13 protein-coding genes are annotated in these 14,013 nt (G+C 73.0%); 6 read left to right on the top strand and 7 right to left on the bottom strand.

The annotated features are described in order from the left end of the window. Positions 1 to 6 precede the first annotated feature (6 nt). Positions 7 to 471, bottom strand: a complete 465-nt coding sequence (locus tag ACWEVP_RS40680) for a MarR family winged helix-turn-helix transcriptional regulator (protein ID WP_452067916.1) — start codon at positions 469 to 471, stop codon at positions 7 to 9. A gap of 109 nt (positions 472 to 580) precedes the next feature. On the opposite strand from ACWEVP_RS40680, the gene ACWEVP_RS40675 reads away from it, so the two are divergent. Further along, positions 581 to 1,231, top strand: coding sequence for an NADPH-dependent F420 reductase (locus ACWEVP_RS40675; RefSeq protein ID WP_452067915.1), 651 nt, complete (start codon positions 581 to 583; stop codon positions 1,229 to 1,231). After that, on the top strand, positions 1,228 to 1,830 hold the full coding sequence (locus ACWEVP_RS40670; protein ID WP_452067914.1) for a malonic semialdehyde reductase: 603 nt from the start codon (positions 1,228 to 1,230) through the stop codon (positions 1,828 to 1,830). Before ACWEVP_RS40675 ends, ACWEVP_RS40670 begins: the two co-directional genes overlap by 4 nt. A 23-nt stretch (positions 1,831 to 1,853) precedes the next feature. On the opposite strand, the gene ACWEVP_RS40665 is transcribed toward ACWEVP_RS40670, so the two are convergent. Next, complete coding sequence (locus ACWEVP_RS40665; protein WP_452067913.1) at positions 1,854 to 3,992, bottom strand: FUSC family protein; 2,139 nt, start codon at positions 3,990 to 3,992, stop codon at positions 1,854 to 1,856. Positions 3,993 to 4,121: 129 nt separating this feature from the next. Here ACWEVP_RS40665 and ACWEVP_RS40660 point away from each other — a divergent pair, with 129 nt between their 5' ends. The 4 genes from ACWEVP_RS40660 to ACWEVP_RS40645 all read left to right on the top strand — a co-directional run bounded on the left by ACWEVP_RS40660 (position 4,122) and on the right by ACWEVP_RS40645 (position 7,984). Then, positions 4,122 to 4,697: a CGNR zinc finger domain-containing protein gene (locus ACWEVP_RS40660; protein WP_452067912.1), complete on the top strand. Its 576-nt coding sequence runs from the start codon at positions 4,122 to 4,124 to the stop codon at positions 4,695 to 4,697. Positions 4,698 to 4,725: 28 nt separating this feature from the next. Beyond that, positions 4,726 to 5,715 (top strand): quinone oxidoreductase family protein, encoded by a 990-nt coding sequence (locus ACWEVP_RS40655; RefSeq protein ID WP_452067911.1) that lies wholly within the window; start codon positions 4,726 to 4,728, stop codon positions 5,713 to 5,715. 82 nt (positions 5,716 to 5,797) lie between these two features. Beyond that, the gene (locus tag ACWEVP_RS40650; RefSeq protein WP_452067910.1) at positions 5,798 to 6,739 is read left to right on the top strand and encodes an RNA polymerase sigma-70 factor; all 942 of its coding nucleotides are present in this window, start codon (positions 5,798 to 5,800) and stop codon (positions 6,737 to 6,739) included. 87 nt (positions 6,740 to 6,826) lie between these two features. Then, entirely contained in the window at positions 6,827 to 7,984 is a 1,158-nt protein-coding gene (locus tag ACWEVP_RS40645; RefSeq protein WP_452067909.1) for an NAD(P)/FAD-dependent oxidoreductase, read from the top strand. On the opposite strand, the gene ACWEVP_RS40640 is transcribed toward ACWEVP_RS40645, so the two are convergent. The 5 genes from ACWEVP_RS40640 to ACWEVP_RS40620 are packed head-to-tail and all read right to left on the bottom strand — an operon-like array spanning position 7,875 to position 13,983. Beyond that, positions 7,875 to 8,396, bottom strand: coding sequence for an aconitase X swivel domain-containing protein (locus ACWEVP_RS40640; protein WP_452067908.1), 522 nt, complete (start codon positions 8,394 to 8,396; stop codon positions 7,875 to 7,877). The genes ACWEVP_RS40645 and ACWEVP_RS40640 overlap by 110 nt on opposite strands. Beyond that, positions 8,393 to 9,670, bottom strand: coding sequence for an aconitase X (locus ACWEVP_RS40635; protein WP_452067907.1), 1,278 nt, complete (start codon positions 9,668 to 9,670; stop codon positions 8,393 to 8,395). Before ACWEVP_RS40635 ends, ACWEVP_RS40640 begins: the two co-directional genes overlap by 4 nt. Then, on the bottom strand, positions 9,667 to 11,007 hold the full coding sequence (locus tag ACWEVP_RS40630) for an MFS transporter (RefSeq protein ID WP_452067906.1): 1,341 nt from the start codon (positions 11,005 to 11,007) through the stop codon (positions 9,667 to 9,669). The genes ACWEVP_RS40635 and ACWEVP_RS40630 overlap by 4 nt, the downstream gene beginning before the upstream one ends. Before the next feature lie 26 nt (positions 11,008 to 11,033). After that, on the bottom strand, positions 11,034 to 12,680 hold the full coding sequence (ilvD, locus tag ACWEVP_RS40625) for a dihydroxy-acid dehydratase (RefSeq protein ID WP_452067905.1): 1,647 nt from the start codon (positions 12,678 to 12,680) through the stop codon (positions 11,034 to 11,036). Positions 12,681 to 12,693: 13 nt separating this feature from the next. Then, positions 12,694 to 13,983, bottom strand: coding sequence for an FAD-dependent oxidoreductase (locus ACWEVP_RS40620; protein ID WP_452067904.1), 1,290 nt, complete (start codon positions 13,981 to 13,983; stop codon positions 12,694 to 12,696). Positions 13,984 to 14,013 lie beyond the last annotated feature (30 nt).

Below are 14,013 nucleotides of genomic sequence, written 5' to 3'. Positions count from 1 at the left end.
CCGCGCTCAGTCCTCGTCCCGCGCCGCCAGCCGGGCGTTCACCTTGGCGCTGATGGTGGTCAGCGCGTCGAGTTCCGCCGGCGTCAGGTGGTCGATGACCACCTCACGGATGTCCGAGACGTGCTGGGGGGCCGCCGCTTCGATCAGCTTCCTGCCCTCGGCGGTGATGGCGATCACCGAGCCGCGTTGATCGGTGTCGCAGGGTTCCCGGCGCACCAGGCCGCGTTTCTCCATCCGCGTCAGGTGCTGGGACAGGCGGCTCTTCTCCCAGCGCAGCAACCGGCCGAGCTCGTACGACCGCAGCGGGTCCGCCGCCTCCGAGAGGTGGGCCAGCACCTGGTAGTCCGCATTGGACAGACCGCAGCGGTGCCGCAGCTGCCGGTCGACGAACTCCGTCAGGCCCTCCTGCATCGCCATCAGGCTCCGCCAGGCCCGTTGTTCCCGTTCGTCCAGCCACCGCACCTGCGCCATGCTCGCGAGCCTACCCAAGTGGTTGACACGTTAACAAGTTGCGGCGTAGCTTTTGGTTAACACGTTAACCAAGAGGGATCAGTGGTTCGACGACCGGAGGCGTACTGACGTGAAGTTCGGGATGATCGGGGCCGGGACGCTGTCCCAGGCCATCGCCGGCCACCCGCTGAAGGCGGGGCACGAAGTGGTCTTCAGCAACAGCCGCGGACCGGAAACCCTGACCGAGCTGGTCTCCCGGCTCGGCCCGGGAGCCTCCGCCGGCACCATCGCCGAAGCGGGCGAAGCCGACTTCGTCGTCCTGGCCGTGACTTGGCGCCGCGTGCGCGAAGCGGTGAAAGCGCTTCCCGCACGGCCGGGCCGGATCCTCGTCGACGCGACCAACCAGTGGGCGGACCCGCCGCCCGCGGCCGTCCTCGACGTCCTGGACGTCGGCGGCAGCGAGTTCGTCGCCTCGCTCCTGCCGGACGCCCACGTGATCAAGGCGTTCGACAACCTCTACGGGCCGGTCATCGCGGCCGACCCGGTCACCCCGGCGGGCCGCCGCATCCTCTTCCACGCCGGGGACGACGCGGACGCCAAAGCCCGGTTCCGCGCCGTGGTCGAGGAGTTCGGCTACGCGCCGGTCGACCTCGGGCCGCTGACCATGGGCCGGCTCATGCAGGTCGACGGCCCCCTGACCGGGCTGCACGCCATCCGGGAAGACCTCGCGCACCCGGTCGGCCTGTCCGGACAACTCCTGTCACGGAAGGAAACACGATGAACGCCGCCCGGAGGCGGTTGGCTCCCGACGCCACGCACGTGCTGTTCACCGGCGCCCGGACCGCGAACAGCTTCGCGGACACCCCCGTGAGCGACGAAGAGCTTTCGGAGATCTGGGAACTCGCCAAGTGGGCGCCCACCGCGGCCAACACCCAGCCGCTGCGCGTGGTGTTCGTCCGCCCGGGCGAGGGGCGTGATCGGCTGGTCAAGCACCTGGACGAAGGCAATCAGGCCAAGACGCGGTCCGCGCCGGCGGTGGCGATCCTCGCCGTGGACACGCGGTTCCACGAGCACATCCCGGCGCTGTTGCCCCACAAGCCGGAGCTGAAGGAGGTCTTCGCGGCGAACCACGAGATGCGGGAAGACACCGCGACCTTCAACGCCACCCTGCAGGCCGGGTACTTCATCCTCGCCGTCCGCGCGGTCGGGCTGGCGGCCGGCCCGATGGCGGGCTTCGACGCGGCCGCCGTCGACGCCGAGTTCTTCCCGGAGGGGCGGTTCCGCTCGATCCTGGTGGTCAACATCGGGCACCCCGGGGAAAACCCGTGGTTCCCCCGGCTGCCGCGGCTGGCCCACGCCGACGCGCTGCAGTGGGTCTGACGTGGCGGGCAGCTCGCCGGGGGCTAACGCCACCAAGGACGATGGCGTTGGGCCGCCACGACGTTCGCCGGCTCGACGAGTTCGGCGAGCCGTGCCGCGATGTGCTTGATGTGTTCGTGCACCCAGAGGGCGCACGCGAGGTCGCGTACCGAAGCGCCCGGCTGCTGGAGGAGATCCGGGAAGGCGGGCGGCGCGAGGATGGGTACGTCGCCGTGGTCGGTGCGGTCGAGGCGGGAGGCGAGGTGGTCGTACCAGGCGGCGAGCTGGCCCGCCTGGTCGCCGAGGAGCCGGCGGAACGGGTCCGGCTCGACGTGCGGGTTCGGGAGACCGGCCAGTGACTGCGCGGTCAGCCGCGAGCGGACGGTGCCCATGACCAGCCGCCACAGGTCGGGTTTGGGGACGTGCTTGGTGCCCTGTTCGCTGAGGAACCCGCGGAGCGCGTCGTCGAGGCGGGTACCGGCCGCGGTCGCCGCCGCCGGGGCGGGCGGGTCGTGGCGGAGGCCGAGTGCCCAGTTCGCGGCCGCGACCAGGTACGCGCCGCCCGTGCGGAACGCGTCGGCGAGGTCGTCGGCGACGACGGCCCGGGCGCCGCGGGGCCAGAACAGCGCGCCCGCCACCAGGCACACCGCGCAGCCGATGGCGACGTCTTCGATCCGCACGACACCGATCCGCCAGCCGGCCGGTGCGAGCAGGTTGAACAGCACGGACACCGTCACGGTGAAGGCGGCCTGGCCGACGGTGAAGGGCAGGGCGCCGGGCGCGTAGGCGGCGACCAGCACCGCGATCGGGAGGGCGATCCACAACGCGGGCGCGCTGGTGCCGATGACCAGCAGCAACAGCGCGCCGACGACGACGCCGAGCGCGGTGCCGAGCAACGCCCGGAGCGCGGTCGACCCGGTCGCCGCCGCGTTGCCGCGCAGGACCGACAGCGTGCCGAGGACGACCCAGAACCCGTGCTCGACCCCGCTGACGCCGGCGACCACGACCGCGGCGGCCAGGGCCACGGCGCCGCGGAGACTGTTGACGAACCACACCGAGCGCAGGCTCGTGTGGGGGGACGCGACCCGCGTCAGCGACGCCAGCGAGAGCCCGCGCGGACGCCGGCTGCCCGGTGCCGCGGCACTCGCTTCGACGGCCGCGGCCCGGACGGCGAACGCGGCGGTGCGGGCGTGGAAGGACAGGTGCACGGCGTCGGCGTAACCCGGGTCGCCCGAAGCCAGGTCGCGCAGCCACGCCACGCTCGCCTCGATCCGGCGGTCCAGTTCGGCCGCGTCGAAGGAAGCAGTCCCACCGGACATCAGCCGGGTGATGGTGCGCAGGCAGGCGGCGGTTTCGGCGAGGAGCTGCCGTTCGACTTCCGGTGCCCCGCTGAGGTCCGGGTATTCGCCGAGGGTGTCGGCGATGACCGAACCGCACCACTCGAGCAGGCCCACCAGGTTGTCGAGGGCCTGGTCTTCGGCGGCCAGCCCGGTCTGGCGGTACGGCGTCGCGGTGAACTCGTCGATCAGGTGGTGCTTGGCCTCGATCGCCGCCTCGTGGGCGGTGGCGACGTCCGGAGCGCCGCGCAGGGCCGCGTCCAGGTAGCCGGCCATCGCGCCGGCCGCCCGGGACGCCGCGTCGCGCAGGGTCGTGGCGGGCGAGCGGGGGGACAGCAGCAGCACGGCCGCGGTGCCGACCACCGACGCGAGCCACCAGCCGCCGAGGCGGGCGGGCACCATGCTCATGGCGCCGGGGGAGGCGGCGGGCAGGACGTAGGCGAGCAGGGCGGCGGTGCCCCCGGCCGCCGCGTTCGGCCCCGCGACCCCGCCGAACAACACCAGGAAGGCCACGATCAGCGTGACGACCGCGGCCAGGGGCAGCGACACGCTGGCGGCGGTGCCGACGACCAGCAGGACACTGCCGACGACGGCGAGACCGAAGTGGGCCCGCAGCTTGTCCCGCCGGTCGCCGCCGAACGAGGCCAGGACGAGCGTGGCGAACCCGCCGAACGCCGCGAAGGTCGCCACCTGCAGGTCGCCGATCACCGTGATGCTGAACGCGAACAGAGCGGGCACCACCAGCGTGGCGCGGACCGCGCGCAGGGCCGCCGTCGTCGACCACTGGGGAGCCCACGCACGAAGTGTCACCCGGTGCGTCCGCCGGACGGGGGAGTCGATCGCCACCGGGCGAGCATAGACGGCAGGGGCGCCGCGAACGGCCCGCCGGACCACGTCGGCCGCCGCCCGCGCCGACGACGGTGACCTGGCCCACAAAGCAGCGCACGAAATAGGCAACCACGTCATGCTTCTTTCATGGCTTGGCTCGCGACCGCGCGTTACGACCTCTCTCCGGCCCCGGCCGGCCTGGGGCTCGTCCAGGACCTGCTCAACACCCGGTCCGCCGGCCGCCCCCGGCAGCCCGACCTGCTCGCCGACGTGGCATCGGCGCGGAGCTGGGTCGACGGGGCCCTGGCGGCCTGGAGTGAAGAGACCGGACGGGACGTGCCCGCCGTGAGTCTCGGCGAAGCCGACCTCGACCCGCTTCGCGACCTCCGCGTCGATCTGCACGCCCACGCGGCCGGCGTGGCCGGACCGCCGGAACACCAGGCCGGGGTGGTGCTCCGCCTCGGTCCCGACGGCCGGGTCCGGGCGGACCCGCGCGGCACCGGCTGGCGGGCCGTGGCTTCGCTCGCCCTGATCGCCATCGCGGACGCCCAGGCGGCCGGCACGTGGCGCCGGCTCAAGGTCTGCCGCAACCACCGGTGCGAAGCCGCGTTCTTCGACCGGTCGCGCAACAACAGCGGCACCTGGCACGACGTGCGCGTCTGCGGTAACCCCGTCAATCTGCGCGCCTACCGCGAGCGGCAGCGCGTGGAAAGAAGCAACTGACAATAATCTCTTTCCAAGAAGGACCACCATGCGCGCGATCCAGTACGACGAGTTCGGCGGCTACGACGTCCTCCGGGCCGTCGACGTCCCGGTCCCGGTCCCGGCCGACGGCCAGGCGCTCGTCCGGCTCACCCTGGCGGGCGTGAACCCGCTGGACGACACCGTCCGCCGCGGCAAGCTGCCCGCCGCCGCCGTCAAACCGCTGCCGATCCGGCCGGGCGGGTTCGGCGTCGGCGTCCTCACCGAGCCCGGCGCGAGCGGGCTGGCGGCGGGCACCCGCGTCATCCTCAGCGGCGGCCGGTACGGCGTGGGCGCCGACGGCGCGTGGGCCGAGTACGTCGCTGTCGACCCGCGGCACGTCGTGGCCGTCCCGGACGCCGTCGACGACACCGCCGCGGCCGCGCTCACCGCCGCGACCGGCCACCTCACGGCGTACCTGGCGCTGACCGAGCTCGCCGGGTTCCGGCCCGGGCAGTCCGTGCTCGCGCCCGGTGCCGGCGGCGGCGTCGGGCAGGGCGGCGTGGACGTCGCCAGGGTGCTCGGCGCCGGCGCGGCCATCACCACGGCCACCACCACCGCGAAGGCCGAGCGCGGCCGCGCGCTGGGGTTCGAGGTGATCGACCTGTCGACCGAGTCCCTCCGCGCCGGGGTGCACCGCCTGACCGGCGGCAAGGGCGTCGACGTCGTCCTCGACGGCGTCGGCGGCTCCGTCACCGGTGAGTCGCTGAGCGCTCTCGCCGTGGACGGCACCCTGGTCAGCGTCGGGTACGCGGCGAGTACCCGCACCGAAATCGACGTCACCGACCTCATCTGGAAGAACGCCCACATCCACGGCTTCCGGTTCGCGCTGTTCACCACCGAGCAGATCAACGCCGCGAACACGCGCCTGCTCGACCTGGTCGCCCGCAAGGAGATCACGCCGCTGGTCGACAGCGTGTTCCCGCTGGAGCAGGCCGCGCAGGCACAGCGGCACCTCGCCGAGGGCGGCCCGTTCGGCCGCGTCCTGCTGGCGATCTGATCCCGGCTCGGAGTGCGTCTCCCGCGCTGCCGCTGCGGCGTCGAGCGGCTGTCGGCGACCGGTCCGGTGTTAGCTTGGCAGCATGCTGCTGGGGGCGCACGAAGTCGCGGTGTTCGAGGGGGCCAGGGCGCGGCTGGAGGCGATCGCCTACCGCCTGCTCGGGTCGGCGACCGATGCCGAGGACGCCGTGCAGGACACGTTCCTGCGCTGGCAGTCCGCCGATCGGGCCCTCATCGAGACGCCCGAGGCCTGGCTGACCAAGGTGCTCACCAACCTGTGCCTCAACCGGCTCACCTCCGCGCGCGCCAAGCGGGAGACCTACGTGGGCCAGTGGCTGCCCGAGCCCGTCTTCGCCGGGGATCGGATGCTGGGTCCGTCGGACACCGCCGAGCAGCGCGAGTCGGTCTCGATCGCGATGCTCACGCTGATGGAACGGCTCTCGGCCAAGGAACGCGTCGTGTACGTGCTGCGCGAGGCCTTCGGCTACTCGCACCGCGAGATCGCCGAGGTGCTCGACCTGACCGAGGCGAACTGCCAGCAGATCCACCGGCGCGCCAAGCAGCACCTGGCCACCGACCGGCGCCGGGTGGCGGTCGACGCGGCCGCGGCTCGCAGGATCGTCGAGGAGTTCCTCGCCGCGGCGCTCAGCGGCCGGACCGACTCGCTGGTGAAGCTGCTGACCGACGACGCGACCAGCGTCGGCGACGGCGGTGGCGTGCTCTTCTCGCTGCCGCGGCCGGTCACCGGCGCGGTGCGGGTGGCGCGGTTCCTGCGTGGGCTGTTCGAGCCCAGCCCGGCCAAGTGGGAGCTCATCGGCGGCGAGCCCGTCCTGTTCGCCGAGGTCACCAACGGCGTGCCCGCCCTGGTACTGGTGGTCGGTGACCGGGTCGCCGGCGTCGTCTCGCTGGACGTCACCGCCGATGGCATCGCGGCCGTCCACGCCCAGGTGAACCCGGCCAAACTCGACCGCGCGGCGCGCCAGTGGGCCGCCGGCGGCCACGGGGAGCCGCTCGCCGCCTGGTGACCCGGATCACACCTCACCGCTGTCAGGTTTCCCGCCGCCGCCCGGTTCAGGGAGCGACACACCAGCCGGACAGGAATGAGGGAAGCCATGAAGCACCGCATCGTCGTCCTCGGGGCCGGGTACGCCGGGGCCAACGCGGCCGGGCGCCTGGCCAAGCGGCTGCACCCCGCCGACACCGAGATCACGCTCGTCAACGCCGATCCCGAGTTCGTCGAGCGCGTCCGCCTGCACCAGCTCGCGACCGGCCAGGACCTGCGGCCGCGCGCCCTGACCGACCTCTTCGCGGGCACGGGCGTGCGGGTGCGGATCGCGCGGGTCACCGCTGTCGACGCCGACCGCAAGACCGTCGCCCTCGACAACGGCGAACTCGCTTACGACACGCTCGTCTACGCCCTCGGCAGCACGGCCGCCGACGCCGGCGTCGCCGGGCACGCCCAGTTCCTCGCGGGCAAGCAGCAGGCGCTGCGGCTGCGGACGCGGCTGGCCGGCCTCGCCGCGGGCGAAACGGTGCTCGTGGTCGGTGGTGGCCTCACGGGTATCGAAGCCGTCACCGAGATCGCCGAAGCGCGCCCGGACCTCGAAGTCGGCCTCGCCGCCCGCGGCGGGCTCGGCGACTGGCTGAGCGAGAAGGCCCAGCGTCACCTGCGCGTGACGTTCGACCGGCTCGGCATCACCGCGCACGAGCACACCGACATCACGGCCGTGGAGCCGGACAGCGCGGTGACCCGCGACGGCCGCGTGCTCCCGGCGCGGGTGACGGTGTGGACGGCCGGGTTCGCCGTGCACCCCCTCGCCGCGGCGACGACGCTGGCCGTTTCCGAGACAGGGCGGATCGTGGTCGACGAAACGATGCGGTCGGTCTCGCACGCGGACGTCTACGCGGTCGGGGACGCCGCACTCGCCCCGGGCGCGAACGGCGCCCCGCTGCGGATGTCGTGCGCGTCGGGCGTCCCGACGGCTTACCAGGCGGCGGACGCGATCGCCGCCCGCCTGACCGGCCGCGCGCTGCCGGAGAACAAGATCGGCTACACCGCGCAGTGCATCAGCCTCGGCCGCCGCGACGCGATCGTGCAGTGGGTGACGCCGGACGACCGGCCCAAGCCGTCCGCGCTGACCGGCCGGACGGCCGCGCGGCTCAAGGAAGTGATCTGCGCGGCCGCGGCCTGGAGCGTCTCCCATCCGACGTCGCTGCTCCCGGCGCGCCGGCGGCACCCGGCCGGGGAACCGGTCCCGGCGAATCGCTGAAGCCGGCTCTCCCCACGATTTCGACGAACCCGTGGTCGGCGTCGAGGCGGAGGTGGTCGCCGGTGCGGATCACCGCCACCGGGTCCTGGTCGAGGTCGCTCAGCGCCGGGACCCGGGTCACCACCGCGCCCAGCGCCGCCTTCGTCGTCACCACCGTGAAGATCATGCCCAGCGGTGCCGTGCCGAGCAGGCGCGTCGACTGGAAGAACCCCGACCAGCCCGAGGATCCCTTCGCGCCGGGGAAGACGAGGATCTTCCCGGTGAAGCACACCCCGTGCAGCTCGTGGCGGCGTTCGACGATGGTCCCGGTGGCCGGGTCGATGCCGCCCCAGCCCGAGATCGTCTCGCGGGAGACCAGTGCTTCGCCCTCGACGATCCCGGGGACGATCGTCCGCCCGCGCAGGACCGTCATCGCAGGTCACCTCGCCAGCGCCCGGTGACCGCGGCGCCGACGCAGTCTTCCAGGGAGCCGAACCACGCTTCGATCCCGAGGATCGCGGGCAGGTAGTGCGCCTGCTTCGCCGAGTCGGTGGCGAACACGCGGGTGCCCGGCGGTGCGACGCGGGACATCGCCGGGCACGAGTCGGCGAGCAGCCGCCCGCCCGCGGCCTCGATCACGGCCGTGTAGCCGCTGCGGTCGGCCACCGCCTTGAGCGCCCGGGGCGTCATGATCCACAGCTGCGTCCCGGAGTGCAGCCGCTTGCCGTCCAGCGCGCGGGCGGCGGCGCGGAGCTGGTCGATCGACGCGTGCGGGCAGCCCAGCAGCACGAAGTCGACGTCGGTCGAGCGGCCCTGGTCGTTCAGCGTCTCGTAGACCGCACGCCGCTCCCGGAGTCCATAGTGGACAGCGGAAGGCGGGCGGCCGCGGAAGGCCGCTTCGACCGTCGGTGCCTCCGGCGTGATCCCCGGCAGGTGGTACAGCTCGACGCCGCCGGAAGACGCGGCGGCCGCGCCGAAGTGCTTGAGGTCGACGAGATCGGGACGCGGGAACGCTCCCGTGACGACCGGCCGTTCGTCCTGGACCAGCCCGCCCGCGAAGTAGCCGAGCATGCCCCAGTCCAGGAAGTCGCGCACGCCCGCGTCCACCTCGATCAGGTGCGTGCCGAACCGGTTCTCGGCCAGGTGGTTGCCCCAGCACGGGATCTTGCCGGTCAGCGACGCCGCGCCGGTCGACGTCCCGCCTTCGCAGTTGGTCCGGGCGCCGAGCACGGAGTTGGCGTAGACGACCGCCGACGACTCCATCCACGCGCAGTGCTCGCCGCGGACCGGGAGGTTGCCGACCTGGTACGGCGTGCACGTGGCGAGGATGTTCACCCCGCGTCGTCCGTAGAACGCTTCGGCGTCGCTCTGCAGCTCGACGAACTCCTTCGGGTAGGGCACCACGCCGACCGAGTCCGGGCCGAAACCCTGTTGCAGCTGGCAGGTCGGCACCCGCATGCCGGGGATCTCCACGACGTCGTCGCAGTCGAGGTTGAGCACCGCGAACGCCTTGTTCCAGCCGCCTTCGGCCACGAGCTTCGCCTTCACCGGCGACGGCTGGGTGCTCGTGCCGGCGACGTTGCGGGTGTCGCACAGCTTTTCCGCGTCCAGCGCTTCGCCGTAGCGGATGAGCAGGTCCATGGCCGCCGCGACCGCGGGCCCGTCGGCGCCGTCCCGCATGGCCTTCTCGCCGTCGGTCAGGATCACCGCGCGACCTCCGGTTCGGAGACCGCCGGGACCGGGTCGGTGACGCCGTTGGTCTCCGGACCCCGGCGCACGGCCTCGAACATCAGCAGGCCGCCGAAGACGATCAACGCGATCGGGGTGAACTCGTACGGCATGATCGAGCTGAGCGCCAGCAGCCAGAAGGTGTACAGCCCGGGCAGGATCAGCCCGAACATGTAGCCGATGCCGTACCCGCTGGCCCGCACGGACGCCGGGAAGCGCTCGTTGAGGTACACCAGGATCACGCCCAGCGGCGCGGACGGCAGGACCTTCGCGACCACCGCGATCAGCCCGATCAGCCACGCGGGCGCCCCGGCCCGGGCGGCCACCGCGAGCACCGCGAACGCGCCGCCCACGACGACCGTGAGCACGAGGGCCCAGCGCATCAGCAGCGCCCGCCTGCCGATCCGCTGGCCGATCCCGGCGAGCACCAGGATCAGCGCGATCGTGGTCACCGAGCTGATGATCTCGACCGTGGAGGACAGCCGTGGGCTCTGGTCCAGCACCTGCACCAGCAGGGTCGGCAGGAACGACACCGACATCTGGGTGGCGAACCAGTACCCGCAGGTGAACAGGAACACGCTGACGAGCAGCTTCCGGTGCGTGGTGAACAGCTCCGCCACCGGCTGGCGTCCCGTACGGCGGCGGGCGAACACGGAGTCGTCCTCCTTCACGCCGCGGTAGTGCCACAGGTACACCAGGCCGAGCACGAACCCGAGGAAGAACGGGATCCGCCAGCCCCAGGCCAGGAAACCGCCGTGGGGCAGCACGTCGAGCAGCCCGAGCAGGAGCAGGTTGATCACCAGGAACGAGCCGGGCGCGCCCACGCCGATGAGCCCGCCGACCCGGCCGCGCCGCGCCGGGTTCGCCTGTTCCAGCGCCAGGGGGATCGGCGCGGCGTACCCGCCGGCGAGGAAGATCCCGCCGATCAGCCGCAGCAGCGCGAACACGGCGATCGCGCCGTAGTCCCACGTCGCGTAGCCGGGCAGCAGCCCGATCAGGAGGGTGACGATCGTGAAGCCCCAGCCGCTGATCATGGTGACCGGCTTGCGGCCGATCCGGTCGGACAGGTTGCCGAAGATGACGCTGCCGATCGGGCGCGCGACGAGCCCGATGGTGAACAGCAGCGTGGTGAACGTCGCCCGGATCGCCGGCGACAGGTTCGCGGGCATGAAGTACGCCATGGCGGCCGGGAGCACGAGCGCCGGGAGGTAGACGTCGAAGCTGTCGACGAACATCGAGAACGCGCCGCCGCGCGCGGAGCGCCGTTCGTCGGCCTCGGTGATGACGGTGGACGGGGGGACTTCGGGCAGCGCCATTGCGGCCTCCTGGTCGTGGGGGAGCGCTAGGGACGGAGCACGGCGCCGTGGCCGAGGGGGCGCACGGTGCGCCGGTAGACCGACAGCCAGCCGGTTTCGTGGTGGTCTTCGGCGGGCACCGGCCGCCTCGCGGCGAGCTCGGCCGCGTCGACGCGCAGGTCGCACACCCGCGCGGGCAGGTCGATGTGGACGGTGTCGCCGTCGCGGACGAGGGACAGGGGACCACCGTCGGCGGCTTCGGGGCGGACCTCGCCGACCACGATGCCGCGGTTGACGAGCCCGGACAGCTGGCCGTCGGTGACGACCGCGACCTCGCCGGTGAGCCCGGCGCGGTCGAGCGCGAAGACGATCTGCGACGCCATCCCCATGCCGGGCCGGCCCCGCGGCCCGAGCCCGCGGACGACCACGACGTCGCCCGCGGTGATCTTTTCGGCGGCCAGGGCGGCGACCGCGGCTTCCTGGCTTTCGAAGCAACGGGCCGGGCCGGTGAACGCGGCCGGGCGCTCGTCGCCGACGGCGAGCTTGACGATGCCGCCGTCCGGGGTCAGCGACCCGCGCAGGACCACGATCAACGGCTCGGTGGCGAACGGCCGATCGGCCGGGCGGATGACTTCGGGGTCCGCGACTTCGGCCGAGGACAGGTTGCCGCCCACGGTGGTGCCGCTGACGGTCATCGGTGCTGGGTCGATCAGGCCGCCGAGCTGTTTCAGCACCGCCCGCGCGCCGCCCGCGGCCTCGAACTGCTCGATGAGGTGCGGCCCGTTCGGCCGGACCGCCGACACGACCGGGGTGTCCCGGCCGAGGTCGGCGTAGCGGCCGAGGACGTCGACGTCCACTTCGGACTCTTCGGCCACCGCCTGGAGGTGCTTCACGGTGTTGATCGACGCGCCCACCGCCAGCGCGACGCGGACGGCGTTGCCGAACGCGGCGGCCGTCATGATCCGGCGCGGGCGCAGGTCCTCTTCCACCATCCGCACGATGCGCGCCGCGGCGGCGTCGGCCGCGGCCCACATCGACGGCGAATTCGCCGCGACGGGCGTGGTGCCGGGCAAGGCCATCCCGAGCGCTTCGGCGACGACGTGCATGGAGTTGGCCGTGCCCATGCCCGGGCACACGCCGGGGCCGCCGACGGCGCCGTCGCTCATCTCGGCGAGATCGTCCACTGTGGACGACCCGCAGGCGTGGAGGAAGACGTCCTCGATGTCGCAGTGGCCGCCCCGGAAGCACCCGCTGGGCTGGTAGCCGCAGGCGACGAGCAGCGTCGGGAGGTTCAGCCGCCCGGCCGCCATCAGCTGGGCGGGCGCGGTCTTGTCGCAGCTGGCCAGGCACACCATCCCGTCCAGCTGCGCGCCTTCGACGCCGACCTCGATGTCGTTCACGATGAGGTCGCGCGCCGAGAGGATGTACCCGCCGCCGTGCCCGGCCGAGTGGATGAAGTCGCTCGGTGCGGTCGTGCGCACCTCGAACGCCAGCCCGCCGGCGGCGGCGATGCCCTGCTTGACGCGCGCCGCGATCGGGTCGAGGTGGCTGAAGCAGATCGCCAGGTCCGACGAGGAGTTGACGACGGCGATCTTGGGCTTGGCCAGGTCTTCGTCGGTGAGCCCGAGCGCGCGCCACTGGGCGCGCCGGGTGGCCCAGCGGACGGTGCCGGGCGGGAAGTCGCTGCGGACCATCGCTTTCCTCCGTTCAGGACTCGAGGTTGCGGGCCAGGCGGCCGGCCAGCTCGCCGTGGTCGACGTCGTGGACGCTGTCCTTCCCGGCGATGTCCAGCGCGTGCGCCGCCGCCATGCCCATCGCCCCGCACGGGCCCATCACGCGCACGCTCGACAACGCGGCCGCGTCGCCGTCGACGCACCGGCCGGCGACCAGGACGTTGTGGACGTCCGGGGGAGTCATCGAGCGCAGCGGGACGTAGTGCACGTGGTCCGGCCCGAACGTCTCCCACACGTAGCCTTCGGGGCTGTCGTGCAGTTCCACGGGCCACGCGGTCCGCGCGACCGCGTCGGGGAAGCGGGTGCCGGCCCGCACCTCGTCGATGGTCAGCTGGTGCACCCCCTGCGCCCACCGGGTCTGCCGCCGTCCGGGCAGCCCGTACGCCCGGACCCGGATGCGCCCGAACGCTTCGGGGAACTCGGCCCGCAGGAACGCCACCACGCGGTCGGCCTGGGCCTTGCCTTCGAGCTGGGCCCGGGCCGCGGCGATCGGCTCCAGGGGTGCCTCGATGTGCGTCATGTTGAGCACCGCGGTGCCGCGGCCGGGAAAGTGGAAGGCGAGCCCGTCGTGGCGGCGCAGGCCGTACTCCCGGGCTTTCGCGCCGACGCGTTCGGCCAGCTCGCCCGGTTCGGGCGCGGCCTCTTCGGCGACGTGCTCGACGACGAGCTGCTGCGAGCCGTAGATCTCCCGCTCCGGCAGGCGGCAGGGCAGGCCTGCCTCCCAGATCAGCGAAGCGTCCCCGCTCGCGTCCACGAACCCGGTGGCGTCGACGTCCACGGCGCCGTAGCGGGTGGCGAAGGTGACCGACTCGACGCGGTCGCCGCTCCGGACGACGCCGGTGATCGCCGCGCCGGTGATCACCCGGATGCCGTGCTCCCGCACGGTGTCCTCGACCCACCGGCCGAGCACCACTTCGTCGTAGCCGACGGTGAGCGTGTGCCGCCGCTGCCGGAACAGGTCGCCCGTGGCACCCAGGTCGCGGAAGATGTCGTCGAAGATGCCGTGCGTCAGCTGGCGGTAGTCCGGGGCGTTGCCGAAGACCCCGCAGAACAACCCGATCAGCGAGTTGACCATCTGGCCGCCGAGCACCGGCAGCGCGTCGACGAGCACGACGTCGCGGCCGAGCCGGGCGGATTCGATCGCCGCGGACAGCCCGGCGATGCCGGCGCCGACGACGCAGACGTCCGCCGAGACCTGGTGGGCGGCGGAACCGGCGGGCTTGCGGACGGTGCGGACCTTCAGCTCGGTGAGGGGGTGCGGCATGGCTCACACGCTAGGTCGGGCGTCCGCGCC

The sequence above is a fragment of the Amycolatopsis sp. NPDC003865 genome (assembly GCF_053605345.1).
The sequence above is the reverse complement of the archived record's forward strand: the minus strand, read 5'-3'. Positions and strand labels throughout refer to the sequence as shown.

What these genes read in the sequence shown, in the direction of transcription:
- ACWEVP_RS40680 (WP_452067916.1), bottom strand. Translation starts at nt 471, where the DNA reads ATGGCGCAGGTGCGGTGGCTGGACGAACGGGAACAACGGGCCTGGCGG.
- ACWEVP_RS40670 (WP_452067914.1), top strand. Translation starts at nt 1,228, where the DNA reads ATGAACGCCGCCCGGAGGCGGTTGGCTCCCGACGCCACGCACGTGCTG.
- ACWEVP_RS40660 (WP_452067912.1), top strand. Translation starts at nt 4,122, where the DNA reads ATGGCTTGGCTCGCGACCGCGCGTTACGACCTCTCTCCGGCCCCGGCC.
- ACWEVP_RS40655 (WP_452067911.1), top strand. Translation starts at nt 4,726, where the DNA reads ATGCGCGCGATCCAGTACGACGAGTTCGGCGGCTACGACGTCCTCCGG.
- ACWEVP_RS40650 (WP_452067910.1), top strand. Translation starts at nt 5,798, where the DNA reads ATGCTGCTGGGGGCGCACGAAGTCGCGGTGTTCGAGGGGGCCAGGGCG.
- ACWEVP_RS40645 (WP_452067909.1), top strand. Translation starts at nt 6,827, where the DNA reads ATGAAGCACCGCATCGTCGTCCTCGGGGCCGGGTACGCCGGGGCCAAC.
- ACWEVP_RS40640 (WP_452067908.1), bottom strand. Translation starts at nt 8,396, where the DNA reads ATGACGGTCCTGCGCGGGCGGACGATCGTCCCCGGGATCGTCGAGGGC.
- ACWEVP_RS40630 (WP_452067906.1), bottom strand. Translation starts at nt 11,007, where the DNA reads ATGGCGCTGCCCGAAGTCCCCCCGTCCACCGTCATCACCGAGGCCGAC.
- ilvD (WP_452067905.1), bottom strand. Translation starts at nt 12,680, where the DNA reads ATGGTCCGCAGCGACTTCCCGCCCGGCACCGTCCGCTGGGCCACCCGG.
- ACWEVP_RS40620 (WP_452067904.1), bottom strand. Translation starts at nt 13,983, where the DNA reads ATGCCGCACCCCCTCACCGAGCTGAAGGTCCGCACCGTCCGCAAGCCC.